The sequence below is a fragment of the Inhella sp. genome (genome assembly GCF_027532025.1).
Lineage (GTDB): Bacteria > Pseudomonadota > Gammaproteobacteria > Burkholderiales > Burkholderiaceae_C > Inhella.
In genome coordinates this window covers 1-24,963 of record NZ_JAPZSY010000034.1, presented here as the reverse complement: position 1 = coordinate 24,963, position 24,963 = coordinate 1, and the positions used below count along the sequence as shown (strand labels likewise).

At 68.2% G+C, this 24,963-nt stretch carries 26 protein-coding genes and 1 pseudogene; 10 read left to right on the top strand and 17 right to left on the bottom strand.

The genetic code is table 11. The features are described from left to right. Window positions 1-2: 2 nt before the first annotated feature. From modB to O9335_RS06300, 3 genes are all read right to left on the bottom strand, one after another. Window positions 3-689, bottom strand: coding sequence for a molybdate ABC transporter permease subunit (modB, locus tag O9335_RS06310; protein WP_298385208.1), 687 nt, complete (start codon window positions 687-689; stop codon window positions 3-5). A gap of 136 nt (window positions 690-825) precedes the next feature. Next, window positions 826-1,317 carry a nuclear transport factor 2 family protein gene (locus tag O9335_RS06305; protein WP_298385205.1) on the bottom strand — a complete coding sequence of 164 codons (492 nt, stop codon included), beginning with the start codon at window positions 1,315-1,317 and terminating at the stop codon, window positions 826-828. Window positions 1,318-1,362: 45 nt separating this feature from the next. Continuing rightward, on the bottom strand, window positions 1,363-1,848 hold the full coding sequence (locus O9335_RS06300; protein ID WP_298385202.1) for a hypothetical protein: 486 nt from the start codon (window positions 1,846-1,848) through the stop codon (window positions 1,363-1,365). A 143-nt stretch (window positions 1,849-1,991) separates the two neighbouring features. Between O9335_RS06300 and O9335_RS06295 the strand changes: the two genes are divergently transcribed. Both O9335_RS06295 and O9335_RS06290 read left to right on the top strand, forming a co-directional pair. Continuing rightward, the gene (locus O9335_RS06295; RefSeq protein WP_298385200.1) at window positions 1,992-2,984 is read left to right on the top strand and encodes a LysR family transcriptional regulator; all 993 of its coding nucleotides are present in this window, start codon (window positions 1,992-1,994) and stop codon (window positions 2,982-2,984) included. A gap of 96 nt (window positions 2,985-3,080) precedes the next feature. Further along, window positions 3,081-3,218 carry a hypothetical protein gene (locus tag O9335_RS06290; protein WP_298385259.1) on the top strand — a complete coding sequence of 46 codons (138 nt, stop codon included), beginning with the start codon at window positions 3,081-3,083 and terminating at the stop codon, window positions 3,216-3,218. A gap of 67 nt (window positions 3,219-3,285) precedes the next feature. On the opposite strand, the gene O9335_RS06285 is transcribed toward O9335_RS06290, so the two are convergent. From O9335_RS06285 to arsA, 4 genes are all read right to left on the bottom strand, one after another. Then, complete coding sequence (locus O9335_RS06285; protein ID WP_298385197.1) at window positions 3,286-4,146, bottom strand: RNA polymerase sigma factor; 861 nt, start codon at window positions 4,144-4,146, stop codon at window positions 3,286-3,288. Further along, window positions 4,143-4,850: a hypothetical protein gene (locus O9335_RS06280; protein WP_298385194.1), complete on the bottom strand. Its 708-nt coding sequence runs from the start codon at window positions 4,848-4,850 to the stop codon at window positions 4,143-4,145. The genes O9335_RS06285 and O9335_RS06280 overlap by 4 nt, the downstream gene beginning before the upstream one ends. A 79-nt stretch (window positions 4,851-4,929) precedes the next feature. Continuing rightward, a complete protein-coding gene (locus O9335_RS06275; protein WP_298385192.1) occupies window positions 4,930-5,811 on the bottom strand; it encodes a trypsin-like serine protease in 882 nt (293 codons plus the stop codon). Window positions 5,812-5,948: 137 nt separating this feature from the next. Beyond that, on the bottom strand, window positions 5,949-7,745 hold the full coding sequence (arsA, locus tag O9335_RS06270) for an arsenical pump-driving ATPase (RefSeq protein ID WP_298385189.1): 1,797 nt from the start codon (window positions 7,743-7,745) through the stop codon (window positions 5,949-5,951). A 178-nt stretch (window positions 7,746-7,923) separates the two neighbouring features. On the opposite strand from arsA, the gene O9335_RS06265 reads away from it, so the two are divergent. After that, a complete protein-coding gene (locus O9335_RS06265; RefSeq protein WP_298385186.1) occupies window positions 7,924-9,120 on the top strand; it encodes a M48 family metalloprotease in 1,197 nt (398 codons plus the stop codon). A 33-nt stretch (window positions 9,121-9,153) separates the two neighbouring features. Here O9335_RS06265 and arsB read toward each other — a convergent pair whose 3' ends face one another. The 6 genes from arsB to O9335_RS06235 form a co-directional block, all read right to left on the bottom strand. Further along, window positions 9,154-10,149: an ACR3 family arsenite efflux transporter gene (gene arsB / locus O9335_RS06260; protein WP_298385253.1), complete on the bottom strand. Its 996-nt coding sequence runs from the start codon at window positions 10,147-10,149 to the stop codon at window positions 9,154-9,156. A gap of 2 nt (window positions 10,150-10,151) precedes the next feature. Further along, window positions 10,152-10,643, bottom strand: coding sequence for an arsenate reductase ArsC (locus O9335_RS06255; protein ID WP_298385183.1), 492 nt, complete (start codon window positions 10,641-10,643; stop codon window positions 10,152-10,154). Window positions 10,644-10,654: 11 nt separating this feature from the next. Next, on the bottom strand, window positions 10,655-11,110 hold the full coding sequence (locus tag O9335_RS06250; RefSeq protein WP_298385180.1) for an ArsI/CadI family heavy metal resistance metalloenzyme: 456 nt from the start codon (window positions 11,108-11,110) through the stop codon (window positions 10,655-10,657). Next, the gene (locus tag O9335_RS06245) at window positions 11,107-11,466 is read right to left on the bottom strand and encodes a helix-turn-helix transcriptional regulator (RefSeq protein ID WP_298385177.1); all 360 of its coding nucleotides are present in this window, start codon (window positions 11,464-11,466) and stop codon (window positions 11,107-11,109) included. The genes O9335_RS06250 and O9335_RS06245 overlap by 4 nt, the downstream gene beginning before the upstream one ends. Before the next feature lie 73 nt (window positions 11,467-11,539). Next, window positions 11,540-12,487, bottom strand: a complete 948-nt coding sequence (locus O9335_RS06240; RefSeq protein ID WP_298385174.1) for a hypothetical protein — start codon at window positions 12,485-12,487, stop codon at window positions 11,540-11,542. 27 nt (window positions 12,488-12,514) lie between these two features. After that, the gene (locus O9335_RS06235) at window positions 12,515-12,772 is read right to left on the bottom strand and encodes a DUF3297 family protein (protein ID WP_298385171.1); all 258 of its coding nucleotides are present in this window, start codon (window positions 12,770-12,772) and stop codon (window positions 12,515-12,517) included. Window positions 12,773-12,898: 126 nt separating this feature from the next. Between O9335_RS06235 and O9335_RS06230 the strand changes: the two genes are divergently transcribed. From O9335_RS06230 to fabB, 3 genes are all read left to right on the top strand, one after another. Further along, on the top strand, window positions 12,899-15,553 hold the full coding sequence (locus O9335_RS06230) for a prolyl oligopeptidase family serine peptidase (protein ID WP_298385168.1): 2,655 nt from the start codon (window positions 12,899-12,901) through the stop codon (window positions 15,551-15,553). A 98-nt stretch (window positions 15,554-15,651) separates the two neighbouring features. After that, window positions 15,652-16,197 (top strand): 3-hydroxyacyl-[acyl-carrier-protein] dehydratase FabA, encoded by a 546-nt coding sequence (fabA, locus tag O9335_RS06225; RefSeq protein ID WP_298385165.1) that lies wholly within the window; start codon window positions 15,652-15,654, stop codon window positions 16,195-16,197. Window positions 16,198-16,199: 2 nt separating this feature from the next. Further along, the gene (gene fabB, locus O9335_RS06220) at window positions 16,200-17,417 is read left to right on the top strand and encodes a beta-ketoacyl-ACP synthase I (protein ID WP_298385161.1); all 1,218 of its coding nucleotides are present in this window, start codon (window positions 16,200-16,202) and stop codon (window positions 17,415-17,417) included. 26 nt (window positions 17,418-17,443) lie between these two features. Here the strand turns inward: fabB and O9335_RS06215 are convergent, their stop codons facing one another. From O9335_RS06215 to O9335_RS06205, 3 genes are all read right to left on the bottom strand, one after another. Next, entirely contained in the window at window positions 17,444-18,322 is an 879-nt protein-coding gene (locus tag O9335_RS06215) for an acyltransferase (RefSeq protein WP_298385158.1), read from the bottom strand. Window positions 18,323-18,401: 79 nt separating this feature from the next. Continuing rightward, entirely contained in the window at window positions 18,402-20,435 is a 2,034-nt protein-coding gene (locus O9335_RS06210; RefSeq protein ID WP_298385155.1) for an acetyl-CoA hydrolase/transferase C-terminal domain-containing protein, read from the bottom strand. Between the two features lie 63 nt (window positions 20,436-20,498). Then, the gene (locus tag O9335_RS06205) at window positions 20,499-21,425 is read right to left on the bottom strand and encodes a DMT family transporter (RefSeq protein ID WP_298385152.1); all 927 of its coding nucleotides are present in this window, start codon (window positions 21,423-21,425) and stop codon (window positions 20,499-20,501) included. Between the two features lie 57 nt (window positions 21,426-21,482). Between O9335_RS06205 and O9335_RS06200 the strand changes: the two are divergent. From O9335_RS06200 to O9335_RS06185, 4 genes and pseudogenes are all read left to right on the top strand, one after another. Further along, window positions 21,483-21,566, top strand: a pseudogene (locus tag O9335_RS06200) (YkgJ family cysteine cluster protein); the annotation flags it as partial. A 132-nt stretch (window positions 21,567-21,698) separates the two neighbouring features. Further along, window positions 21,699-22,601, top strand: coding sequence for a hypothetical protein (locus tag O9335_RS06195; RefSeq protein WP_298385149.1), 903 nt, complete (start codon window positions 21,699-21,701; stop codon window positions 22,599-22,601). After that, on the top strand, window positions 22,598-23,323 hold the full coding sequence (locus tag O9335_RS06190) for a hypothetical protein (protein WP_298385146.1): 726 nt from the start codon (window positions 22,598-22,600) through the stop codon (window positions 23,321-23,323). The genes O9335_RS06195 and O9335_RS06190 overlap by 4 nt, the downstream gene beginning before the upstream one ends. Before the next feature lie 55 nt (window positions 23,324-23,378). After that, window positions 23,379-23,666: a YkgJ family cysteine cluster protein gene (locus tag O9335_RS06185; protein WP_298385143.1), complete on the top strand. Its 288-nt coding sequence runs from the start codon at window positions 23,379-23,381 to the stop codon at window positions 23,664-23,666. Window positions 23,667-23,717: 51 nt separating this feature from the next. Here O9335_RS06185 and O9335_RS06180 read toward each other — a convergent pair whose 3' ends face one another. Continuing rightward, a complete protein-coding gene (locus tag O9335_RS06180; RefSeq protein WP_298385141.1) occupies window positions 23,718-24,941 on the bottom strand; it encodes a hypothetical protein in 1,224 nt (407 codons plus the stop codon). Window positions 24,942-24,963 lie beyond the last annotated feature (22 nt).

Here is a 24,963-nt window from a genome sequence, read left to right as displayed (position 1 = left end):
GCTCATCGCCTCACGGGTTGGTTGTTCAACAGGCGGTTGGACAGCAGCAGCACCGCCACCGACAGCACGGACACCGCCAGCGACAGCGCCAGGGCCAGCTCGTCGCGGCCGGCCTGCACGGCGTCGTAGATCGCCATGGCTGCGGTTTGCGTCTGGCCCGGGATGGAGCCGGCCACCATCAGCGAAGCGCCGAACTCGCCCATGGCCCGCGCAAACGCCAGCAGCGTGCCGGCCAGGATGCCGGGCCAAGCCAAGGGCAGGGTCACGCGCAGGAACACGCCCCAGCGCGACTGCCGCAAGGTGCGCGCCGCGGCTTCCAGCTCTGGGTCCACCTGCGCCAGCGCCGTGCTGGCCGCTTTCAGCACCAGGGGCAGCGCCACCAGGGTGGAGGCCAGCACCGCGCCGTGCCAATGGAAGATCAGCGAGTAATCGAAGTGCGCGCGCAACCACGCGCCCACCGGGCCTTGGCGCCCCATCAGCAGCAAGAGGCCGTAGCCCAGCACCGTGGGCGGCAGCACCAGGGGCAGCATGCACAGGGCCTCCAACAGCGTGCGCCCCGGAAGGGTCGTGCGCGCCACCACCCAGCCCAAGCCAACGCCCAGCAGCAAGGCGAAGGCCGTGGCCAGCGCGGCCACGCGCAGGGTCAGCAGCAGGGGGTCGGCGGCGGCGGCCGTGAGCAGCTCGGTCACCGGCGCAATGTAGCGGGCTACATCACGCAGAACGACCCCGACGGCGACTCGGCTACCCGCTTCCGCCCGCACAGCAAGTGGCGCAAGGACACCTGGAACACCTGCCTGCCGAAGGCCGGCTCGCCTCGAAAGCGGTTCAACCGAGCGCCTCAGGGTTGGCAAAGGCCTTCACGCCGATCTTCCATTGCCCGCCCACCTTGTGGAGGATGAAGTAATCCCAGTACGTCGCTGCTGGCCCCACCGAGACCTTCACCCGTACAACGGCGCCCGTGCCCGATACATCCGACCATTCAATGGTGCGCGTCATGTCGGTTCCGGTTCGGGGCTGACCACGAAAGTGGCGCGTCGCGAACTCATCGGCGCTCCATGAGAGAAAACGGCCCTGAGACACACCCTCCACGCGGCCTGTCGGCCAAAACACGCTGCGGACCTTGTCAGCGCTTCCGGAGTCTGCTGCCTGAAAGTAGGCCTCTACGGCAATTCGGACCGCTGCCCCCTCTTCAGGTGCAACAACGGCGGCGGCGGCCAGCGGTTGTGCAACAACGTCGGTGACCGACATGGTCATCAGCGAAGCGGAAACTGCCAGCAGCAGCAAGCGTGGTCGCAGCGTGTAGCGCAAGGGGGTCATGTCGGTCTTTCAAGGGTTGCTTGTTGCGGACGGGTGCCATGCCCTTCAGCCGCGGCGAAGCGGAATGGCCCGCTTCACCGAGAACGGCTGGCGTTCGAACAGGTTGTGGGTCTCCAGCACTTGGCCGAGGTCTTTCAGACCCATGCCGTCAGGACGCACCTCTTGATGCGCCGACCGGATCGGCGCCCAGCGCTGTTGGATGCCTTCGAACCCCTTTTCGTCAACGTAAGTGACCATGACGATGGCGTTCCAGGGCCCTTCGTCGCTGCCGGTATCCAGCCACTCGTAGCTCACGAACAGGCCTTGCGCGACGGCGATTTCATCCATCGCAAACCAGTTCGCGCGAACAAACCGCTCCAAATGCGCCAGGCGGCCTGGCTTGGACTTCAAGTGCGTCAGCGTGACCACGCGGGCCGCACCCGCGGCCGCCAGGGCGGCTCCGCCGGCCGGCGTCGCGGCCGTGGCGGCGCCCATCCCCAGCAGCCCCAGGCCCGCAGAAAGGGCAGTGAGCAGGTTTCGGCGTGGGTTCATGGCGGCTCTCTCGTTCGAAATTGTTGACAGTTAATGGGGCGCCGGCTTGGCGGGTCGGCAGCAACACGCCCAGAATATGACCACTGCCCCGGCTCCGAAAGCGCTTTGTTTTGACGCTATGAGTCAAAAAAACTGATCAACCCATGAACAAGGCGATTTCCGTCGAGTCGATGGCCGTGCTGGATGCCGTGGCCCGCCACGCTTCGTTCACCAAGGCCGCCGCCGAGCTGCACAAAGTGCCTTCGGCGGTCAGCTACACCGTGGCGCAACTGGAGCGTGCCCTTGGCATCGAAGTCTTCGATCGCTCGCACCGCCGCGTTCGGCTGACGCCCATCGGGGCAGAGCTGCTGGCCGATGGGCGTCGCTTGCTCAGCATGGCGCACGACATCGAACGCAGGCTGGGGCAGCGCAAGACCGATTGGGAGGCGAACTTGCGCCTGTCGATCGACACCGTGTTCGGCCTGCAGGCGGTCTTTCCGCTGGTGGCCGAGTGGGATGCCCTGGGCAGCGGCACCCGCCTCAGCCTGGCCGAAGACGCCCTGGGAGGCACTTGGGACGCCCTGTTGTCGGAGCGAGCGGACATCGTCGTTGCGGGACTGGGTGCCGGGGGCGTGCCACCTGGCGGCGGCATTGCCATTCACGAGCTGGGCCGCCTGGCCTTCGAGTTTGCGGTCGCACCGTCGCACCCCTTGGCCTCCCTGGCTGGCGCGGATGCGCCGATCGGTGAAGACCGGCTGCGGTCCCATCGCGCCATCTGCGTGGCCGACAGCGCCCGCGGCCGACCGCCACTCTCCGCTGGCCTGCTGCCCGGCCAAGAAACGCTGACCGTGAGCACCATGCGTGACAAGCTGGCCGCTCAAGTGGCCGGACTGGGCATTGGGTTCTTGCCGCAGTTCTTGGCCCAGCCTGAGTTCCAACAAGGACGCCTGGTGCCGCTGAGGGTCGCACTGCCACGCCCCACGGCGTCCTTTTGTCTCGCGCACCGCACCGCGGGCTTGGGCAGCGCCGGGCGTTGGTTGGTGAACCGCTTGCTCAGCACGCCGACGCTGTTTGGCATGCTGACAAGGCCCGAATCGCGGGCACTTGACGCGCCGGGCGCTGACCACAAAGTCTTGAACTTGCGATCAAGGTCTTGAACATCCTCCCGGATGACCGGACCATCCGATGCCGACGGTTTCATCGTGCATCGCCGGTCACGGTGCGGCTTCACAGTGCTGAGGTCGGAGGTCGAGATGGCACCGGTTTTCCACGGCCTGCCCGAGCGCATCAAGGCCCAGGCCAGCATCTGCGTCATCGCGCCGATCCTCTACCGCGTCATGCGTCAGCGCCTGAAACTGGCCGGGGCCGGCAGCGCGCTGTCGCCGCCTTGACTCGGCGGGCGCAGCAGCGGGGGCCGCCGTTGCTGCCCGTGGGGTGAGGCGGTCTTCCAGGTTCGCATCACGACGGGCGACCGTCCCCCTGCACCGCCGCCTGCAGCACGGCACGGATGCCGACCCGCAGCGCTTCGGGCGATTGGTAGTCGGGGTGGCTGCGCATCAGGGCCACAGCCTCGCTGCCGTGCTGCAGTGCGTCCAGCAAGGCCTCGGCCTCGGCGTGCTCGGTCGGATGCAGCGCCACCACCTGCGGCGGCGGCCGCTGGCCCCGCGCGTCCAGCCACCGCAGGGCGGGCAGTTGGCGCTCGCAGCGGCAATCGGCTTGCGCGTTCACGCGGCCGCAGGTGCGCTGGGCAAAGCCCTCCACCGCGCGCTTGGCGCGCGATAGGCGCTGGCGGTAAGCGGCGGGGCTGATCTCGCACACCGCCGCGCCCTCCTCGCCCGAGAGCGCGAACAGCAAGTCGAGCAGGTAAACGAAACGGGCCTCGCGGTCCAGGGCCATCAGCATGCCTTGCGTGCAGCTCAGAGCCAACTGACGCGCGGCCAGCTTGTCCTCGGGCGTGAGGGTCGGCGACGCGCCCAGCGTGGCCGCCAGTTGCAGGCCGCCCGCCAGCTTCTCGTCCAGGGCCTCGAACGAGACCGTGGGCGACTCGGCCGCCCGCGTGCGCGCTTGCAGCAGGTGGCGCTTGGCCACCTGGAACACCCAGGTGCTGAAGGCCGACTCGCCGCGGAAGCTGCTCAGGTGCGTGGTCACGCGCAGCAAGATCTCCTGCGTCGCGTCCTGCGCGTCTTCGCGGTGGCCCAGCAGGCGCAGCGCCAGGTTGAACACACCGGGCTGCACGGCCGCCAGCACGCGGTCGAGCGCACCCAGATCGCCCGCTGTGGCGGCGGCCAGCCAGTCGTGGGGTGGGTTGGCAATCTTCATGGTGCGGTGACGGCGTCGCGGCCGGGCAGCAAGATGGGCGTGTCGAACCACGTGACGCGGGGGGCGCCGCCCATCCACGGGCGCGCCGACTCGGCCTCAGTGTCGCGGAACCAGGCGCGGGCGCTGGCCTCGTCTTGCCACAGGACCACGCTGCCCACGGTCCTGCTGGCCTCGTCCAACACGACATGCTTGCGCAGCAGCCCCGGAATCTGCCGGTCCGCGGGCAGGCTGCGGGCCATCATCGCCAGCAAGGCCTCGCGCGACGCGCCCTGGGGCCACGGGGCTTGCACCAGGGTGACCACAGCCGGGCTGTCGGGGTCGGCCGCGGGCGCGCCGCCGGGCCCGTCCACCGTCAACGGCGCGCCGAGCAGCAGAACATCGCCCCGGGCACCGCGCTCGCGCTGCACACGGGCATGCCACTCCGGGCTGAACCACGCCTGCGCGGAGGCACGGTCGCGCCACCAGTACACGCCCCCGAAAGCGCCGCTCTCGCGCTCGAAGCTGTAGGCCTTGAAGCGCAAGCCCGGCAGGGCGGCGTACTGGGCTTGCGTGTCGCGCATGCGCCAAGTCACCAGCGCCCGAGGGGCGTACCAAGGGCGAGGCACCCGGACCAGCGCCACCACGGGGTCGGGCTCGAGGGTGGGGGCGTCGGGGGCCGAGGCGCTCAACACAGCGGCGATGAGGGCTGAGACGACAAGGGACATCGAAGGCTCCAAACTGTGGATGGGTCCTTCCTTAGAGGGCTCACGCCCAGGTTTTGTGACCGTGCGGCCGCCTTCAGGCTCAGGAGGGCGCTGGGGTTGGGCGGGCCGTGTCCGCACCGCCCGGCACCACCCGCAACGATCGGCAGACCTGCTGCACGTCCCGCCCTTTCAGGTTCTCAGGCCAGAAGGATTGGGGGGTGCTGACGGCGGCACGTTCAGTCGGGCTGCCGGTCATCACCGTGCGCAGCCAATCCTGGTAGGCCGAGACCCTCGTGTAGCGCTCCTTGACCCCGTACTCGCCCACGGCATGGAACCAACTGTCGGTGCGCGAACTGACGCCCAGCAGCAGGTGGCCACCGCCGGCCTGCGGCACAAAAGCCGGCCCGCCGCTGTCGCCGTTGCCCGACACGCCCTCCAGCGCTTCGGCCTTTGCACCTTGGTCAAAGCGGAACAGGAGGTCGCCGTCCAGTGCGGCCAGCACGCGGTTCTGGGCCCGGCGCAGTTGGCCGTCAGGCTTGCGCTTGGCTTGGCCCTTGAGGCCGTTGCCGCTATCCCCTGCCCCGATGAACCAAACCAGCTGACCCGCCTCGTTCGAGGCCGTGTAGAGCGCGGCCGGCTGCACCGAATGCACCGGGCGCGCCAGCTTGATCAAGGCCAGGTCGTGCGCACCGTCTGGGCGATATTGGTGATGGCTATAGCGCGCCTCAACCGCCACCGTCTCCTGCCCCACGCGGATGGGTTGACCCTTGTCCAGGCAGAACACCGTGTGCGCGGCCGTGAGCACCCATTCCGGATGGACCAAAGTGCCGTGCGCGCCCACCCGGTAGAACGTGGCCAATGGGGGAAAGTCAGCCGGCTCGGCCAGGTAACGCGCCTCGTCCACATCGTGGCGACCCACGATGGCGTACACCGGCGCAGTTAAGCCCAGCATCAGGGCAATGCCGAAGGCGTTTCGGGTCATGGGGCAGGGGTGGGGTGGAACACGCGCCGCAATCTAGCCTCCACCTGCCGGGGCCGAGCGGTGGCGTGCGACGGGCTGCACAAAGCACTGGGCCTGCTGCGCCCGGCTGTGATGCAAGAGACTTGTTCAGAGTTACCTTAGGTCGATGACGCGGGCGCCGGCAGCGCCGTCAGCGCTTGCAGCGCCGCCACGCCCACCGGGGGCTCGGCCTGCCAAGGGAGCACGTGGCAGCGCTGGGCCAGCCCGTCCAGCACGCGGGCGAACTGCGCGTGCTCGCCGCGCACGCGGGCGCGCAGCAGCGGGTCGCGCGGGCCGGCGGCAGCCAGGCTGCGGTTCACCACCCAGGCGAAGGGCTCGATGCGCGCGCGGCGCAGGTCGTCTTGCAGGGCCGCGGCCTCGCTCACCGGCGTGGTCTCGGGCAAGGTCACCAGCAGGATGCGCGTGTAGGCCGGGTCTTGCAGGTGCATGAGCGGCGTCACGAAGTGCGTGCCCGCGCCGGCCAGGGACTGCGCCATCTGGCGGTGGTACGCGCCGGTGGCGTCCATCAGCAGCAGGGTGTGGCCGGTGGGCGCCGTGTCCAGCACCACGAAGCCGCGCCGCGCGCTGTTCACCGTGCGCGAGAAGGCGTGGAACACGGCCACCTCCTCGGTGCAGGGCGAGCGCAGGTCCTCCAGCAGCAAGGCGCGGCCGGCCTCGTCCAGCTCGGCCCCGCGCGCGGCCATCGCCTGAGCGATGTAGCGCTCGGTCTCGGCCGCGGGGTCGATGCGGCTCACGGTCAGGCCCTCGGGCGCATCGCCCGCCAGCGTGGCTGTCAGGTGCGCAGCCGGGTCGGTCGTTGACAGGTGCACCGTCTTGCCGCGCGCCACCAGCGCCAGGGCCAGCGCGGCGGCCACGGTGGTCTTGCCCACCCCGCCCTTGCCCATCACCATCACCAGGCCGTGGTCTTGCTCGGCCAAGGCGTCGGCCAGGGCCGCGAGGTTCTGCACCTCGGGCGGCAGGGGCGACGGCTCGCCCAGCAGCGGTGCATCGTCGGGCGGCTGCAGCAGGGCGCGCAGCGCGGGCAGGCCCACCATGTCGAAGTCGCGCAGCGGCAGCTGCGCCTGGCTCAAGCCCCGCAAGCCCTCGGGCATCTGCGCCAGGGCGCGCTCGCCCAAGGCCTGCCAGGCCTGGGCCACCGGGTCGTCGGCCACCGTGGCGCGGAACACCGCGTTCACCACCAGGTGCTGGCGCGTCAAGCCCAGCTGCAGCAGCTCGTCGTGCGTGCGCGCGGCCTCGCGCAGCGCAGCAGCGTCGGGCCGGGTGACGAGGACGATCAAGGTTTGCGCCGGGTCGGCCAGGGCCTGCAGGCCCTGGCGGAAGCGCGACTCCTGCATCTTCAGCCCCGAGTGCGGCCCGAGGCACGAAGCCCCCCGGTCGTTGCCCGCCAAGAAGCCGGCCCAGGCCTTGGGCAGGCTCAGCAGGCGCAGCGTGTGGCCGGTGGGGGCGGTGTCGAACACCACGTGGTCGAAGCCCTCGGCATCGCCCGCCAGCAGGCCGACGAAATCGTCGAACGCCGCGATCTCAGTCGTGCACGCGCCCGACAGCTGCTCGCGCACTTGGCTCTGCTGTGCCAAGTCGTCGGCCGGCAGCTGCGCAATCACCCGGTGCCGGTAGGCCTCCGCCGAGGCAGCGGGGTCGATGTTCATCGCCTGCAAACCCGGCGCGCCCGGCACCGCCTGGGGGTGGGCGCTCAAACGCAGGCCCAGCATCTCGTCCAGGTTCGACGCGGGGTCGGTGCTCACCAGCAGCACCCGGCGTCCGGCATCGGTCAAGGCCAAGGCCGTGGCGCAGGCCACAGAGGTCTTGCCCACACCGCCCTTGCCCGTGAGGAACAGGAAGCGCGGCAGCGGGGTGGGCAGCAGCGCGGCGAGCGAGGCGGGTAAGGCGGCGGTCATGACCCAAGCCTAGGCCGGTGCGGGGCGATGGACTGTGCGCTGGGTCTACCACTGGTACTGGCACGCGGCCCAAGTGGGTGAACAACGCTGGTCAGAATCCGGGCCAACCGCTTACAGCGGCTGGGTGCAACACCGGTGCACCGCCCCGCTTGCCTCACCCTCTGCCGCCACCTCTTTCATGACCACAGCCGCCCAAACCGACACTTCCAAATGGGCCAAGGCGCGCCGGGAACTGGGGCTCCGATTGGCCCGTCGGCTGTTCGATGACCTGGCCAAGAACCCGATGACGCTCGAATCCAAGAGAAGCCCGGCGGTCTCTTGGAGCCTGATCCTGGCCCACGTGGCCGCTGCCGCTGTGTACAGCGTGAGCCTGGTCAGTGGCATCGCAGGCCTCATCATCGTGCTGCCGCCTTGGACGACTGTTTTCGATCCCATCGTTGGCGTCATGCTGCTTCTGCTCGGTTGGGCTGCCCGGCCCCAAGCCGCGGCAGCGCCCGACTATTGGCTCGACCGCGCCGAGTTCCCAACGCTGTATGCCGCAGCGGACCGCATCGCCAAAGCGCTCGGAACTCAGCCGGTGCAGGCGCTGGCGCGGTCCGTTGAGTTCAACGCGAACTTCCGGCTAGCCGGTTGGTCTCGGCGGCCATTTGTGGAGTTGGGTGCACCGCTGATGGCGGTGCTCTCGTCGGAAGAGCGACTGGCCCTCATCGCGCACGAGCTGTCCCACGGCGCCAACCGCGATCCATTGCGCAGTTCCTACCTGGGCGGCGCCCTCGACGCCCTGGTCACCTGGAGCTGCGCCATGCGACCGACCTCTTTCGGTCGAGCGGCCGAGGGGGTGAGCTTTGGACCCCTGGTGTCATTGCTCGTGATCCCATTCGAGATGGCCATGCTCGCGCTGTCCGAGGCGGTGCTTCTCATGGCGCGAGGGCTGTTCATGCTCGTCTTGCGCCAGTCCCAGCGGGCCGAATACTTGGCCGACTCACTCGCCGCCGCTGTTGTCGGGACAAGGCCCATGCAACAGGCCCTGGAAAAGCTGTACCTCGGGGAGCTGGTCGACGCGGCCGTCAGAGAGCACGCCTTGAAAACCCCCTCGGACCCGCTCGTTCACCGGCTGATGGATGTGGCGAACGGTGTGGACCAAGCGACAAAGGACAAGCTGAGGGAGGCATCGGCCGCCGCCATGTGGCAGGCCGATATCAGCCATCCACCCACGGCACTGCGCGTTCAGATGTTGGGCCTCAACCCGCGCCCTGCCCTCGCGGGACTGCTGTCGCCCAGTGAAAGCTTGGCGCTGGATCGGGAAATGGCGCGGCTCGTCGCGATGTCGGAACGGGAGTTGGTCCACCTCCACCTCGAAGCCGAAGGCTGTTGAGCGCAGAGGCTGGCGGGGCCATCGCCCCATCGGTCATGCGCGCCGCCGGTTCACCCAAGCCACCAAAGCCAACATCACCGGCACCTCCACCAGCACCCCCACCACCGTGGCCAGGGCCGCGCCGGAGTTCAGGCCGAAGAGGGAAATCGCCACGGCCACGGCCAGCTCGAAGAAGTTGCTGGTGCCGATCAAGCACGCCGGGCCGGCGATGTCGTGCGGCAGCTTCATCCAACGCGCCGCCACCCAGGCGATGGCGAAGATGCCCACGCTTTGCAGCACCAGCGGCACGGCGATGAGGGCGATGACCAGGGGCTGGGCCACCAGCGTGTGGGCCTGCAGCGCGAACAACAGCAACACCGTGCCGACGAGGCCGATGACCGAGGTGGGCTTGAGCCGGGCCACGAAGGCCGGCACGCGCTCAGGCCCCAAGGCCTTGCGGGTGGCCATGCCGGCCAGCAGGGGCAGCACCACGTAGAGCACGGTGCTGAGCAGCAGCGTTTCCCACGGCACGCTGAGGTCGGTCACGCCCAGCAAGAAGGCGGCGATGGGCGCGAAGGCGACCACCATCACCAGGTCGTTGATGGACACCTGCACCAAGGTGTAGTTCGGGTCGCCCTTCACCAGCTGGCTCCACACGAACACCATGGCGGTGCAGGGCGCCACGCCCAGCAGGATCATCCCGGCGATGTACTGCTGCGCGTCGGCCGGGTTCACCAGATCGGCGAACACGTATTGGAAGAACAGCACGCCCAGGGCGGCCATGGTGAAGGGCTTGATGAGCCAGTTCACCACCAAGGTCAGGCCTAAGCCCTGGGGCTTGCGGCGCACATCCTTCACGGCGCTCCAGTCGATCTGGATCATCATGGGGTAAACCATCGCCCAGATGAGCACGGCCACCACGAGGTTGACGTGCGCGAACTCCAGCGCCGCGATGGCCTGGGGCACGCCCGGCGCCGTCAGGCCCAAGCCCACCCCGGCCAGCATGGCCAGGCCAACCCAGACGCTCAAGAATCGCTCGAAAACGCCCAGCATCAGCGCGCCCCGATCTCGGTGGCTGCCGCCTGCAGCGCGACGCGGTCCATCGTGGCCAGGGGCAGGGCCAGCAGCTGCAGCATCCGGTAGCCGATGGCCTGGCGCGTCAGTTCAAAGGCTTGGCGCTTGGCGTCGTCGCCCTCGGCGTTGGACGGGTCGGGGTAGCCCCAGTGCACCTTCGCGGGCGCCCCATGGAACACCGGGCAGGCTTCGCCCGCCGCGCTGTCGCACACGGTGATCGCGAGCGACAGCGGGGGCGCATCGGGGCCGCTGAACGCGTCCCAGCTTTTGCTGTGAAAGCCCGCCGTGTCCACGCCAGCGGCGGCCAGCGCCGCCAGTGCGGAGGGGTTGACCCGACCCGAGGGCGCGCTGCCGGCGCTGTGGGCCTGCACCTCCAACCCCAAGCGCTGGGCCCAGTGGTTCAACATGCCTTCGGCCAGCACGCTGCGGGCCGAGTTGTGGGTGCACAGGATCAAAACGTGAACGGTCATGCGCGCGCCCCTCAGCCGCAGCAGGAGGACTTGGGCGCCGCAACGGGCGCTGGGCAGCACGCGCTGCCGGATGTCACCGGGCTGGGCTGCTGCGAGAACACCGGGATGTCGCCCAGGGTGTGAAACTGCTCCCAGGCCAAGCCCTGGGGGTCGGTGACCCAGTGCTTGTCGCTGCGGGCGTAGCAGCAGGTGGTCGCGCCTTCGTCCAGCAGGGCGCCATCGGCCCCTTCGGCGCGCGCCTTCATGGCGGCCAGCTCCTCGGGCGTGTCGGTCTGGATGCCCAGGTGGTTCACGCCCACGGCACCGCCGCCGCGGGTGGAAATGGCGAAATTGAGCGGCGGGTCTTCCAGCATCCACTTGGCGTAGTCGGCCTCGGTGCGGGTGGGCGCGGTGCCGAACAGGGCCGAGTAGAAGGCCAGGTTGCGGGGCAGGTCGTCGACATGGACGTGCACGTGGAAGCGTTTCATGCGGGGTCTCCAGGGGTGGGGCAGCAAACCGAGGTCGAAGCCGCCGCGGACGGCGGCGCGGCGGCACAACCGGCGCCTTGGCAGCAGTGGGCGGTCAGGTAGTCCAGCAGCGCCGTCATGCGCAACAGTGCCGGTCGGTAGATCAAGTGGCGACCGTCGCGCTCCTGCGTGACCAGCCCAGCCTGGGTCAACTCTTTGAGGTGGAACGACAGGGTGGAGCCCGGCACCCCCAGCAGAGCCGACAGGTCGGTGGGGGTCATGCCCTGGGGTCCGGCACCGACCAGGGCGCGGAACACCCGCAGGCGCTGGGCTTGGGCCAACGCCGCCAGGGCCATCACGGCTTCGATTTCTTCCATGTTTCTAGTTTTATAGAAATATTGGAGTCGGTCAAGCGGGGACCGGGCCACCCAGGCCCATTGCACCGCCCGCTCAGGGCAGCGTCAGGCGCTGGCCTTCCGACAGGGTGCGCCGCTCCTCGCGGCCGTCAACGCGGACGCGCAAGCGCAACTCCTTGGGCACGTTGGGAGCTGGGTCGGTGCCGGCCAGGTCGTTGTCCACGCGCACACTCAAGCGGTTCAACACCACCCGGGCCTGCAAGCGGTCGGTGATGTCGACCCAGCGGCCGCGCGCGCCGTACTCGGCCCGCAAGATCACGAGCCCGCGCGTCGGGCCCTCTTTGCCGCCCCAGCCGCCGTTCCAATCGCCCTGACCCCAGCCACCGCCGCGCCAGCCGCTGAACTGCGCGCCATCCACCATGCTGCCTTCCACGTACTCGAAGGTGCGCAGGCCGCGCGGCCCGCGGGCGTGAATGCGCAGCACCTTGACCTGGCCCACGTGCGGGTCGATGCCAAAGGTCCGGTTGCTCAAGCGGAAGCGCTCGTCGCGCTGTGCCAACTCGCGCAGCCGGTCGGTCACGTCGACATGGCGCTGCGCCGTGCCGTACTGCGCGCGCACGATGACGTACTCGCCATCGCGTCCATCGTCGTAGCCCGGGCGCACGCCCCAGTTGCCATCGCCCCCTTGGCCCCAGCCACCGCCGCGCCAGCCCTCGAACAGCGCGCCGTCCACCACCGAGCCCTCGATGTACTCGAAGGTGCGGCTGCGGCCACTGCGGCTCACGGCCTGGATGCGCAAGACCTTGACCTCGCCCCGGGCCGGGTCCACGCCGAAGGTGTCGTTGCCCAATCGAAAGCGCGTGTCGCGCCGTGCCAACTCACGCAGGCGGTCGGTCACGTCCACAAAGCGCTCCGGCGTGCCGTACACGGCGCGCTGGATGCGGTACTCGCCGTCGCTGTCGTTGCGGGCCCAGGCCGGCCCCATGCCCAGCGCGCTCAACAAGCCGCCGCCCAGCAAGACCAACAGTTCAGAACGCTTCATGCAGGGTCTCCGGTTGAGAAAGCGGGATCAGCGATAGAAGGCTTCCACACTGCCCTTGAGCTTGATGGTCAGCGGGCGCCCCTTGCGGTCCACCGCACGGCCGGCAGGCACCTTGATCCAGCCCTCGCTCAGGCAGTACTCCTCCACGTCGAAGCGCTCCTTGCCGTTGAAGCGAATGCCCACGTCGTGCTCGAAAACCCCCGCCACATGATGCGGGCTGCGAGGGTCCACCGACAGGCGGTCAGGCAGAGGCGGGCGGGGGGTCGTTGGGAGGGTGTCGGTCATGGCGGTCGCTGAGCCAGCAAGCAAATGGACCGCCCATTGTCCGGGGCGTGACGATCGGCGCCCAGCTCATGCCTGCCTAGCATGCCGCGTCGGCTCGCCCACCGCGCCACTCCACAGCCCCTGCCCATGCGCACCCCTCGACTTCTCCTCGGCACTGCCTGCCTGGCACTCCTGCTCGGCCTGAGCAGCCCCGGCGCCAGCGCCCCAGCGGCCGCCAAGCCGTTGACCCTGGAACACCTCTTCCGCGCCCAGCCCTACCGCGGCGAGCCGGCACGCGAGGCCAGCTTCAGCCACAGCGGCCGCTACCTGGCCTACCTGTGGAACCCCTTCGGCGAGCCCGGCGGCGACCTGCACCTCCACGACACGCGCACCGGCAAGTCGATCCGCGTCACCTCGCGCCAGCGCATGGCCGCGTTCGACACGCCCGAAGACCTGGCGCGCTTCGACACCAAGCGCCAGCAGCGCGACCGCGAATGGGCCGAAGCCCAGGCCAAGGTCGAGGCCCAACAGGCCTACCTGCGCGGCGAGGCCGTGGACCTCGCCCAGTGGGACCGCGCCGCGCTGGAGCTGGTGAAAAAAGAAGCGGCCGCCAAGAAGGCCCGGGACGACGCCCAAAAGGCGGCCGACAAGGCCGAGGCCGAAGCGGAGAAGCGCGCCATGGCCGAGCTGGCCGCCCGCAGGGCTGGCAAGCCTTTGCCCCCTGCAGCCGCGGCGTCCGCAGCACCCGCGCCCGCCGCGGCCGCCTCTGGGGTGGAGAAGGAAAACTGGGAGTGGCGCGACGAGCTCAAGAAGCACCGCGCCAAGCACAAGCTCAAGCCCACCGACCTCTACCCCGGCGTCGCCCAGATCGAATGGGCGCACGAGCGCGACGAGCTGGTGTTCCAGTACCGCGGCGGCCTCTACCGCTGGCAGGCCAGCGCGCCCGAGCAGGTGCAGCCCCTGGTGGTGACGCAGCGCAACCTGCGCATCGTGGCCTACACGCGCGACGACCAGGGCTTCATCTACCTGGACGACGGCAAGCTGCTGCGCAGCCGCTTCGCCGCTGCCGGCGTGCACGTGCTCAACCGCGAGCTGGTGCACCCCGACGACGCAGAGCGCAAGTACAAGATCGAGGCCACCACGCTGAGCGACGACGGCCGCTGGATGGCGCTGGTCGCCCGCGCGCCGCTGGGCGAGGAGGGCAAGGCCCCGCCCAAGCCCGGCCGCCAGGTGGAAATCATGAGCTACGCCGAGCGCTTCGCCACCGCCAAGAAGGTGGACCGCGAGGTGTCCGACGACAAGCGCCTGCAAGCGCCGCTGGCGATCTACATCCGCCAGGTGCCCACGGGGCCTGAAGCGCCGGCCAAGCAGCCCGAGCCCATCTACACCCACAAGGGCGGCGACGTCTGGTTCGAACTGAGCCCCATCGCCTGGACGAAGGACGGCAGCCGTTACGCCTTCAGCACCTGGGAGCGCGAGAAGGAACTGCTGCGCGTTTACCTGGGCAGCGCGAACGAGACCGCCAAGCCCGAGCTGGTCCTGGAGCGCCGCGGCGACGTGGGCCACGAGGTGGTGAGCGTGCTGCGCCCGCAGTTCACGCCCGACGGCAAGACCCTGGTGCTGAGCCTGGACGAGGCGGGCTACCGCCAGCCCCACGGCCTGGACGTGGCCACCAAGGTGCTGCGCCCCCTGGTGAAGGGCCACTTCGAAGCGCACACCGTGCTCGGCTTCACCCCCGACAGCCGCGCCCTGTTCGTGCTGGCCAACCGCGACGACTGGGCCGCCATGAACGTGCACCGCGTCGACCTGGCCACGGGGGCCATGACGCCCCTGGGCGCCGCGCCCGACTACCACCGCAACGCCGCGGTGTCCTTCGACGGCCGCTGGGCCGCCGCTGTGGCCGGGAACTGGGCCGAGCGCCCCGAGCTCAAGCTGCTGCAAGCCGGCCAAGCGCCCAAGGTGCTGACGCAAAGCCACGACCCGGCCTGGGACCGGCTGGGCCTCTTGAAGCCCGAACGCTTCAGCTTCCAGAACCGCCACGGCGACACCCTGCACGCCTACGCCTTCAAGCCCGCCGGCTGGCAGGCCAGCGACCGCCGCCCCGCCATCGTCTACATCTACGGCGGCCCGCTGAACGACCGCCACACCGTCGAGACCGACAGCTTCCAGCCCACCGGTTACCTGTTCAACCAGTACATGACGGCGCGGCACGGTTTCGTCACGGTCAGCATCGACACGCGCGGCCACAGCAACTACGGCCGCCGGTTCAGCGGCGCGAACTGGGAGCAGCCCGGCCAGCCGCAAACCGAAGACCTGGAGGACCTGAAGGCCCACATGGTCAAAACCATGGGCGTGGACGCCGCGCGCGTGGGCCTGAACGGCTGGAGCTTTGGCGGCTTCCAAACGCAGTACACGATGTTCACGCAGCCCGAGTTGTTCGCCGCCGGCATCGCCGGCGCCGGGCCCACCGAATGGGAGAACTACAACAGCTGGTACAGCGGCCGCACCATCGGCAAGGTGGACCGCAGCAAGCCCAACCTGCGCAAGTTCAGCCTGCTGCCCCTGGCCCCGGGCCTGAAGAAGCCGCTGTTGCTGGTGCACGGCATGCAGGACCCGAACGTGCTCTACCAAGACACGGTCAACGTCTACCGCGCGCTGCTGGAGAGCGGCAAGGAAGCGCTGGTCGACCTGTTCCTCGACCCCGATGGCGAGCACGCCATGGGCGGGGCGGTGAAGACCGCGGCCTGGCACCGCAAGTACGAGGCCTTCTGGCTGCGCACCCTGGCCCCAGCCCCTCGCTGAACCCACGGCCCTCCGGCGCAAGGGCCCAACAGCGAGTTAGGCACAATCCCCTAACTCCCCTGTCCAGACGGCGCCTCGCGAGCCGCCGTCGCGTTTGCATGACCTCCACCACCCTCCCGAGCCAACGAGAACTCGGCCGACACAGCTACGACCGCGACGCCCTGATCGCCTGCGGCCACGGCCAGTTGTTCGGCCCGGGCAATGCCCGCCTGCCGCTGCCGAACATGCTCATGTTCGACCGCATCACCCACATCGACGACACCAGCGGCGCCCACGGCAAAGGCCAGCTGGTGGCCGAGTTGGACATCCGACCCGACCTCTGGTTCTTCGGCTGCCACTTTGAATCCGACCCCGTCATGCCCGGCTGCCTGGGCCTGGATGCCCTGTGGCAGCTGGTGGGCTTTTGGCTCGGCTGGCGCGGCAACCCCGGCCGCGGGCGTGCCTTGGGCGCAGGCGAGGTCAAGTTCTTTGGCCAAGTGCTGCCCAGCGCCCAGAAAGTGACTTACGAGCTGACGTTCAAGCGCGTCATCGAGCGCAAGCTGGTGATGGGCATCGCCGACGGCCGCATGCTCGTGGACGGCCGCGAGATCTACAGCGCCACCGACCTGAAGGTGGGCCTTTTCACCTCGACCGAGGACTTCTGACCATGCTGCGTCGCGTCGTCGTCACCGGCATGGGCATCGTGTCCAGCCTGGGCAACAACCTGGCCGAAGTGGACGCCAGCCTGCGGGCCACGCGCTCGGGCATCCGCTTCAACCCCGTTTACGCCGAGCGAGGCCTGCGCTCGCAGCTCAGCGGTCGGCCCTCGCTGAACCTCGAAGCCGCCATCGACCGCCGCACCCTGCGCTTCATGGGCGACGCCGCCGCCTACGCCTACCTGGCCATGCAACAGGCCATCGAGCAAGCCGGGCTGCAAGCGCACGAAGTCTCCCACCCGCGCACCGGCTTGGTCGCCGGCTCGGGCGGCGCCTCCAGCCTGAACCAAGTCTGGGCCGCCGACACGCTGCGCGACAAGGGCATCAAGCGCGTGGGCCCCATGATGGTCACGCGCACCATGGGCAGCACCGTCTCGGCCTGCCTGGCCACGCCCTTCGGCATCAAGGGCGTCAACTACTCCATCACCTCGGCCTGCGCCACCAGCGCGCACTGCATCGGCCACGCCGCACAGCTCATCGCTTGGGGCCAGCAAGACGTGGTCTTTGCCGGGGGTGGCGAAGAAGAGAGCTGGGAGCTCTCCATGCTGTTCGACGCCATGGGCGCCATGTCCAGCAGCCGCAACGACCACCCCGAGCAAGCCGCGCGCGCCTTCGACGCCGGCCGCGACGGCTTCGTCATCGCGGGCGGCGGCGGCATGCTGGCGCTCGAGGCCCTGGAGCACGCGCAGGCGCGAGGCGCCACCATCTTGGCCGAGCTGGTCGGCTTTGGCTCCACCTCCGACGGTCACGACATGGTGGCCCCCTCGGGCGAAGGCGCGGTGCGCTGCATGCAGCAGGCCCTCAGCACGGTACGCACCCCGGTGGACTACATCAACGCCCACGGCACCTCCACCCCCGTGGGCGACGTGGCCGAGCTGGGCGCGGTGCGCGAGGTCTTCGGGGCCGAAGCGCCCATGATCAGCTCCACCAAGTCGATCTCGGGCCATTCGCTGGGTGCCGCCGGCGTGCAAGAGGCCGTGTACTCGCTGCTGATGCTGCAGGGCGGATACGCCGCCGCGTCGGCCAACATCGACACCCTGGACCCGGCCGCCGAAGGCTTGCGCGTGCTGCGCGAGCGCCACGATGGCCCGCTGAACACCGTCATGTCCAACAGCTTTGGCTTTGGCGGCACCAACGCCACCTTGGTCTTCTCGCGCCACAGCGCCTGACGGGCGCGGGCGCGGCCTCCGGGGCTTCAGGGCTTCAGGGTCGCCTCGATCCAGGCGTCCTTTTCCTGCCACAGCTGCTCCAGCCAGCGCGCCTGCCGCACCAAGCGGGCGCGTTCGCCGCTGGCGTCCATGCCCAGCAGGTTCTCGGGGATGTCGCGCCGCTGCACGCGCAGCACCACCGCCGGCAAGCGCCCGCATAGCAAGTCCCAGAAACTCGGTGTGCCCCCGGGGTAGACCAGGGTCAGGTCGAGCAGGGCCTCGAACTGCTCGCCCATGGTGGCCAAGGCCACCGACAAGCCGCCCACCTTGGGCTTGAGCAGGTGGCGGTAGGGGCTGCGCTCGGCCTCGCGCTTTTCAGCGGTCACGCGGGTGCCTTCGACGAAATTGATCACCGAGGTGGGCACGCGGCGGAAGGCCTCGCACGAGGCGCGCGCCGCCTCCAAGTCGCGCCGCTGGTCCTCGCGGGTTTTGCCGCGGCGCATGAAGGGGAAGTCCAGCGCCCACCAGGCCATGCCGATGACCGGCACCCAGATCAGCTCGCGTTTGAGGAAGAACTTCAGGAAGGGGATGCGACCGTGCAGCACGCGCTGCAGCACCAGGATGTCGACCGCGCTGAGGTGGTTGCAGGTCAGCACGTACCAGCCGCGTGGGTTGAGGCCATCGAGCCCTTCCACGCGCCAGGTGGTGCGGGGGTTGCAGAAGGCGATCCAGCGGTTGTTCAGGCTCACCCACGCGCCCGCCAAGGCCATCAGCAAACGGTCGCAGGCGCCTTGCACGGGCCGCAGCGGCAGCGCGCGCTTGAGCAAAGCCGGCAGCACCAGCAGCACACTCAAAACCACGGTGGACAGGCCCAGCAAGCCGGCGCACAGCACGGCCCGCGTGAGCCGGAAAACGGCGTCGAACATCGGCAAACCCAGCGCGGCCGTCGCCCCGCGCCCCGCGCGGTTGGCCCAGCCCCTGGGTTCCATTCTGCCGCGCCGCTCTCTACAGATTGCCCGCGAACAAGCGCTTGAGCAGCAGGCCCTTGAGGCCCTGCGCCTCGTCCAGGCCCAGACGTTGCAAGTAAGACGGCGGCGCCTCCTTGCCTTCCCACAGGGCTTTCACCGCCAAGCTCACCAACTCCACCGGGTGCTGGGTCGCTTTCTTCAAGCGCCGCAGGGCGGCGACCATCTTCAGCTCGTCGTCGTTCAGATCGGTGCCGAAGGGGAAGCCCGGCAACAGCCCACTTTGCTGCCAGGGGTGCAGCACCGCGTCCAAGGCCTGGGGCGTGTTGTGCGTCCAGGCCTCGGGCAGGGTCCAACCCGCCTCCAACTTGCCATGGGCCTGCGCCTCGGCCACCAGCTGCGGCTGGAAGCGCGAATCGGCGATGCGGATGAGGCGCTTGACCACCTCGTGGTCGCTTTGGGCCCGCAAGTCGGCCACGCCGTACTCGGTGATGACGATGTCGCGCAGGTGGCGCGGGATGGTGGTGTGCCCGTAGCTGAACACGATGTTGCTCACCGGCCCCGCCTGGGTCTCGTGCGTGGCGCGCAGCATCAGGATGGAGCGGGCATCGGGCAGGGCGTGCGCCATGGCCACGAAGTTGTACTGCCCACCCACCCCGCTCACCACCGCGCCGGACTCCAAAGCGTCCGAGGCCGCCGCGCCCAGCAAAGTCACCTTCATCGTGGTGTTCATGAAGCGCGCACGGCGGCGCTGCAAGCGCTTGAGTTCCGTCTCGTGCGCGTCGCGGCCGTAGAGCTGGTTGATGAAGTCGATGCGCGTCATGTTGATGCGCGCCTTCTGGGCGGCAGGCATCTGGCGCAGGTGCTCGTAAAAGTCGGTGGGCCCGAGGAAGAAGCCGCCCGTCATGCAATGGCCCCCCCGCAAGGGGCCGCGCCCGATGTCATCTGGCCCCAGGCCGTGGCGCTGCAAAAAGGCCAGGTCTTCGGCGCTGGGCGGCTCGCTGATGCGACCTTCCTCGCGCAAGGCCTGCAGGGCGGCTTCGCCCGGCGCGGCGGGGTCGATGCGCCCCTCGTTCACCAGGGCTTGCAAGGTGGCGTCGGGGTACACCTCGCGGCGCACGATGCCGGCCTCCATCAGGCGCAAAAAGCCGTTGACGAACATCTCCGAGCAACCGTACAGCCCCGTCTCGAAGCGCCCCAGTTCCCGGCCCTGCAGCCCTTCCGGACACAAGGCTGCCATCACCTGCCGGTACTCGGCCCCGCGCTGCTCGCGCACGATCAGCCCCTGGGCGATGGCATCGCCCAGCGAACCGATGCCGATCTGCAGCGTGCCGGCGTCGGGCACCAGGCTGCTGGCGTGCAGCCCGATGGCGTAATCGGCCGTGCTCACCTTCGCGTTGGGCGGTGCAAACACCGTGTGCGTGGCGGCCGGGTCGGTCACCACCAGGTCGAAGAAGTCGGGCGCCACCTCGGCCCCGTTGGGCATGAACGGCATCTGCCGGTTCACCACCCCCACCTTGAGCAAGGGCTGCCCCGTCTCCGCGAAGCGCTCCACCAACTCCAAGATCACGTCGGGGTTGCTCGACAGGCTCAGGCGCCAGGCCTCACCCTCGCCCTCGCTGGCCACCGCTTGCGCGATCACGTTGAGCCCCTGGCCCAGCATGTCGCGCGCCACGAAGGTGTAGTTGGTGCTGATGTACTGCTGCTGCGCGAGCGCATTGCCCAGGTAATCGCCCGTCTTCAAAAAGAACTCGTGCACCTGGATGTGCGCCGGCAAGCGGCCCGCACGCAGGTCCTTCACGTAGGCCAAGTCGGGATAGTCCTTGAACACCCGCTCGACCAGCGGCGCCAGGAAGTGCTGTTCGATGTCGCTCTTGCCCGTCGGCACCTCCAAGCTCAGGGCCGTGATGATCGTCAGCGGCCGGCTCGGGTCGGCCTTCATGCGTTCGTACAGCCGGTTCACGAAGGGGTTGGGCTTGCCAATGCCCAAAGGCAGGCCCAACACGATGGGTCCGTTCACGCGGGCCAACACCGCGTCCACGGCGGCATCGAGGTGGTTCAGCACAAGGGTCATGGGCCTGTCTCCGAAAGGGTCCTGCATGCTGCCTGCGCCGCGCCCACCGGGCTTTGACCTGGGTCAGCGCCTCGCGCGGTTCATCACCACCATGCCCGTCAGCACCAAGCCGCCGCCCAACACCAACGAGGCGTCCACCGCCTCGCCCAGCCCCCAGGTGGCAAACAGCACACCAAACACCGGCACCAGGCTGATGTACGCCGCAGCGGCCCCGGCACCCAAAGCCTTCACGCCCTCGAAGTACCAGGCATAGGCCAACACCGTCGCCCCAGCGGCCAAGAACACCAAGGCCAGCCACACGCCCAGCGAGGCATCGCGCACCGCCGCGAAGGCCGTTCCCCCTTCCACCGCCAGCGCCACCAGCAGCAAGAGCAACAGGCCCACCCCGGCCGTCACCGTGGTGGTGGTCAGCGCGTCGATGCCGCCGAGCAGTCGCTTGCCCACCAGGGTGTAGCCGCTCCAGCACAGCACACAGCCCAGCAACAAGCACTCACCCACCCCCACCCCGCCGGTGACCAGGGTCCAAGGTGCGCCGTGCGTGAGCACCACCGAGGCCCCCAACACCGCCAGCGCCATGCCCAGGCCGATGCGGCGGTTGAAGCGCTCGCCAAACCACCAAGCCGCCAACAGCGTGGTCAACACCGGGTTGGTCGTCACCACCAAAGCCGCTCGGCCTGCGGGCACGTGTTGCAAGCCCAACAAAAAGAAAGCGGCATACCCGAACACCCCCAAGGCACCGCCCAAGGCCAAGCCCGCCCACTGCCGTGACGACAAGGCTCGGCACGTCGAGCGCCCGTGCACGGCCCACAACCACCCCAACAGCAGGCCAAAGGCCAACGCAAAGCGCAGCGACGATGCCGTGAACGCCGGCAGCGCCTGCGCCACCACCTTGCCCGTGGGCCATGAAGCCCCCCACAGCACAGCCATGCCCAGCAGCTTCAGGTGAACGCCCCAGGGCGCGCGGCGGGTGGGCAAGCTCGAAGTCGTCATGACTTGAGTGTCCAGGCTCCAGCGCGGCCCTGGCGAATGGCATGGCAGCATGTCCCCATGGACTGCCGACCCCGCTGCGCCGCCTGCTGCATCGCCCCCTCCATCAGCTCGCCCATCCCGGGCCTGCCCAACGGCAAGCCGGTTGTCAACTAAAGGGACGCAAGCTCACGGACCGCGCCTCAAGCCAAATCGTCGCGCGCCACACGCTGCGCCAGGCAGCAGCGCCCTGTAGCCAGCCTAAAATCCAGGTACAACAATGACGAGCGCATCAGGGTGGCAACGAACGACGACATCAAAGCGTGCTTAGGGCCAGAGGTCGCGAAGTACGCGGCGAACAAGCACCGCGGCGGGAGTAGCGGCAACAAGGGGACTCGATACGAAGACTTCTTCATGGCGTATCGAGTCGCGCAAGCAGTGGCGGCCATCGTCAACGACCCGGCGCACAAAGACCCGACGGTAAAGGGCCAGTGCGGTGGTCTTGTGGACGACCTGCGTATAGCGACGCCAGATTCCACCAAGTACTTCCAGCTCAAGAATCAGGAGAAAGTAGGTTGGTCCGCGGGTGAGCACCCTATCGCGACTGACTTTGAGTACCAGAAGGTACTTTCTGACCATCTCAAGGAACCATCACCGAGCACCACGCTGGTGGTTGCCTGCGCGACCCTTGCCGCAGCCCTAGAGAAGAACATTCCGGCAAGCATCAGCGGCCACACAACTGTCGAACACTTCCCTTGGCATCCGACCCCAAACAGGCTCGTACTTGAGTTCCCTGAGCTGCAGGCGCATCTGTCGCTGCTCTCTCACACCGAAGCCCCCTCGCTCGATGTGCTGTCCGCTGTCTTTGGGATGCTTCTGATTGCGTGCCTCAATCACCCTGACGGCGCATCAGCGGGTGAGATTGCTGAGACCGCTGCGAAGCAGCACCCTGGCCAGCTTCGACCGCTGCCGGCGACGGAAGACTGGGAGAGCTACCTAGCTGTTGACTTCAGGCAAGCTCTTGCTGTAGTACACGGTTTGGTGTACTCTGTCAAAAGAGGCTTTTTCCATTGGTCTGGCTTTGGTACCTCTGGCGTCTTCGGTTCAAGCGTTCTGAGCGAAGAGTTCAAGCAGTTCCAGAACGACATCGTTCAACGTCAACCGAAGACATTCGAAGAATTCGAAGAGGTTCTACCATGAACAACGGCAGAACTTTCACCGCCCTCGCGGAGCAAGACCCGACGGCGATGACGCTCGTTGAAGAGCTGCCTAGCCTGAAGGGCAATCCTGACGGCTACCGCGAAGCCATGCGGAAGCTGGGTGAGCATCTTGCCGACAGCATGCTGCCGCAGTTGGAGGCCGCCCCGGCAAAAGACGTATGCGTCGTTTGCACTGTTGAGGACGCTGACTTCTTGGCGCGCGGCTTGATTGAAGAGTTGGAGTCGCGCAACGTCGGGGCTAGAACCCGGATGATTTGCATGTGGAACGAGCGCCTCAAGAGTGATGGTGTCTCTGTTTCACCTGTGCTCCGCACTTACGAAGAGTCTTTTGATAAAGACGACTCGGTGTTTGTCATCGTCAAGTCGATTATCTCGGGCGCATGTGTTGTCAAGACGAACTTGACGAAGGCAATCTCTTCTGCGAACCCTAAGCGAATATTTGTCGCTGCGCCCGTAATGTTAAAAGGGGCAGAGGACCGACTGTCGCGGGAGTTCCCAGCAGAAGTTGCTGGGAAGTTTGAGTTCTTCCATTTTGCAACCGACAGCCAGAAGAGCGACGATGGAGAGGAAGTTATTCCTGGAATCGGCGGCTCAGTCTACGAACTGCTTGGCTTCGGCGACGGCAAGACCAAAAATAAGTATGTTCCGAATATCGTCCGAGAACGCAGGCGCAAGGAACATCCGTCAATTCAGCCTGCTTGAGCAGGAATAAAGAGGGCCCCGAGGAATCGGGGCCCTTTGCTTTACATCGCCCAGAATGAGCGAGCATGTGACTTGGCAATGCAGGGAAAGATGCGGCGCGTGCTGCATCGCACCATCCATCTCCTCGCCGATACCCGGCATGCCTAGCGGCAAGCCTGCAGGGGTCAGGTGCGTTCAGCTTGACGAAGACGAGCGGTGCCGCATCTTCGGCCACCCTGACCGACCGTCGGTGTGTAGCTCACTGCAGCCGCACCCTGCTATGTGCGGCGACAGGAGAGTGGCCGCCATGCTTTGGCTGACCACGCTGGAAGAGGAAACCCGGCCTACTCAAATCGCGAGCTAGGAAGCGCCACAGGTGCTTGTGAGGTCGAAGCACCTGCGGCACCTTGCTACGTCAGACCAGGCACTCAGCCCGCGCCGCGCCGTCCTTGCTCGACGGCCGCACCGGAGGCGTGTTGTCGTCCTCAGCGTCGGCCAGCGGGTTGCCGATGCCGGCCGGTACCAGCACGGCCTTTACGCTGGCGCCTGCGAAGCGCTGCTGTCCCCGCGTCGCGCCGGGCAGCGTCAACAGTGCTGCCTTCCAGGTGCCGCGCGCCCAGGCCGTGCCCTGGAACAACTGTCGGGCGCCGACGTGGTGCTCGGACGACGCAATCGCCAAGGTCCAGGCCTCGCGCTGGCGGTCGAACAGCGCCCGCACGCCCAGCATGGCCAGGTGCTTTTCCAGCGCCGTCAGGGTGTTGCGGTCGGCGTCGCCCGACACCAGCGTCTGCAGCGCCTCGCGCACCCGGGTGTAGAGCTTGGCGGTCTTGCCGTCCGCTTCGACCCGCACCACCATCTTGCGGTCCAGCATCGCGCCGAGGCAGGCTTCACCTTGCGACTCGTGGTCGTCCTGCGGCACCACGTTCAGCCCCCACTGCGCAATCAGCGCAGCCAGGTCGCGCAGCGGCGGCACGCTGTCGTGCTTCAGGGCGATGTAGCCGGCCAGCAGCGGGCTCCACGTGTCGGCGCGCCGGTCAGGGTGCCCGATGTCCTGCAGCATGCGGTGCACCGCTGCGCGGGCGTCGCTCATCACCTGCCAGCGTGCCACCAGCAGCCGCCGCAGCCGCGCGCCCAGCTCGCCGGGCTGCACGCCGCTTGCCGGGTCAAGCAGCGGGCTTTTCGCCAGCCCCGCGCGCTGCTTCGGCACCATCGACAGCCGCACCGAGCGGCTTTCCAGCGCGGGTTCGAGCTCGGGCAGGTGGATGCCACAGAGCACGACGCCGGCCGGTGCATTGAAGTACTGCACCTTGCCGCCGATGACACGGGAGAACTTGCCCTTGCCTGGCGTCTTGGTGAAGCCGCTGTTGAACACCTCGGCCAGCTTCAGCATCTCGCCCTTGCTGACCTTCAGCGGCTCGAACTCGTCGCAAATCATCGCCAGCGACGAATCCTTCACCGCGTGCAGCACCTGCGCCACCGTCGGAACGCCGTCACGCCGTACCGCCTGCCTGCCGAGTAGCGCGGTCTGCAGGTCCACCCAGGTGGTCTTGCCCGAGCCGCGTTCCGCCGTGACGATGAGCGAGGGGCTGTGCGGCAGAACCGCACCCATCGCCGCGCTGGCCAGCCAGCCCAGCGACACCGCCGCCCCGTGCTGCTGCTCG

Coding starts and splice junctions, on each gene's coding strand:
- O9335_RS06290 (WP_298385259.1), top strand. CDS start 3,081: ATGGCACCGGTTTTCCACGGCCTGCCCGAGCGCATCAAGGCCCAGGCC.
- O9335_RS06305 (WP_298385205.1), bottom strand. CDS start 1,317: ATGACCCCCTTGCGCTACACGCTGCGACCACGCTTGCTGCTGCTGGCA.
- fabA (WP_298385165.1), top strand. CDS start 15,652: ATGACCTCCACCACCCTCCCGAGCCAACGAGAACTCGGCCGACACAGC.
- O9335_RS06215 (WP_298385158.1), bottom strand. CDS start 18,322: ATGTTCGACGCCGTTTTCCGGCTCACGCGGGCCGTGCTGTGCGCCGGC.
- O9335_RS06285 (WP_298385197.1), bottom strand. CDS start 4,146: ATGAAGATTGCCAACCCACCCCACGACTGGCTGGCCGCCGCCACAGCG.
- O9335_RS06205 (WP_298385152.1), bottom strand. CDS start 21,425: ATGACGACTTCGAGCTTGCCCACCCGCCGCGCGCCCTGGGGCGTTCAC.
- O9335_RS06300 (WP_298385202.1), bottom strand. CDS start 1,848: ATGAACCCACGCCGAAACCTGCTCACTGCCCTTTCTGCGGGCCTGGGG.
- arsA (WP_298385189.1), bottom strand. CDS start 7,745: ATGACCGCCGCCTTACCCGCCTCGCTCGCCGCGCTGCTGCCCACCCCG.
- O9335_RS06280 (WP_298385194.1), bottom strand. CDS start 4,850: ATGTCCCTTGTCGTCTCAGCCCTCATCGCCGCTGTGTTGAGCGCCTCG.
- O9335_RS06190 (WP_298385146.1), top strand. CDS start 22,598: ATGAACAACGGCAGAACTTTCACCGCCCTCGCGGAGCAAGACCCGACG.
- O9335_RS06210 (WP_298385155.1), bottom strand. CDS start 20,435: ATGACCCTTGTGCTGAACCACCTCGATGCCGCCGTGGACGCGGTGTTG.
- O9335_RS06275 (WP_298385192.1), bottom strand. CDS start 5,811: ATGACCCGAAACGCCTTCGGCATTGCCCTGATGCTGGGCTTAACTGCG.
- O9335_RS06240 (WP_298385174.1), bottom strand. CDS start 12,487: ATGAAGCGTTCTGAACTGTTGGTCTTGCTGGGCGGCGGCTTGTTGAGC.
- O9335_RS06250 (WP_298385180.1), bottom strand. CDS start 11,110: ATGAAACGCTTCCACGTGCACGTCCATGTCGACGACCTGCCCCGCAAC.
- O9335_RS06230 (WP_298385168.1), top strand. CDS start 12,899: ATGCGCACCCCTCGACTTCTCCTCGGCACTGCCTGCCTGGCACTCCTG.
- O9335_RS06295 (WP_298385200.1), top strand. CDS start 1,992: ATGAACAAGGCGATTTCCGTCGAGTCGATGGCCGTGCTGGATGCCGTG.
- O9335_RS06185 (WP_298385143.1), top strand. CDS start 23,379: ATGAGCGAGCATGTGACTTGGCAATGCAGGGAAAGATGCGGCGCGTGC.
- O9335_RS06245 (WP_298385177.1), bottom strand. CDS start 11,466: ATGGAAGAAATCGAAGCCGTGATGGCCCTGGCGGCGTTGGCCCAAGCC.
- fabB (WP_298385161.1), top strand. CDS start 16,200: ATGCTGCGTCGCGTCGTCGTCACCGGCATGGGCATCGTGTCCAGCCTG.
- O9335_RS06255 (WP_298385183.1), bottom strand. CDS start 10,643: ATGACCGTTCACGTTTTGATCCTGTGCACCCACAACTCGGCCCGCAGC.
- O9335_RS06235 (WP_298385171.1), bottom strand. CDS start 12,772: ATGACCGACACCCTCCCAACGACCCCCCGCCCGCCTCTGCCTGACCGC.
- O9335_RS06265 (WP_298385186.1), top strand. CDS start 7,924: ATGACCACAGCCGCCCAAACCGACACTTCCAAATGGGCCAAGGCGCGC.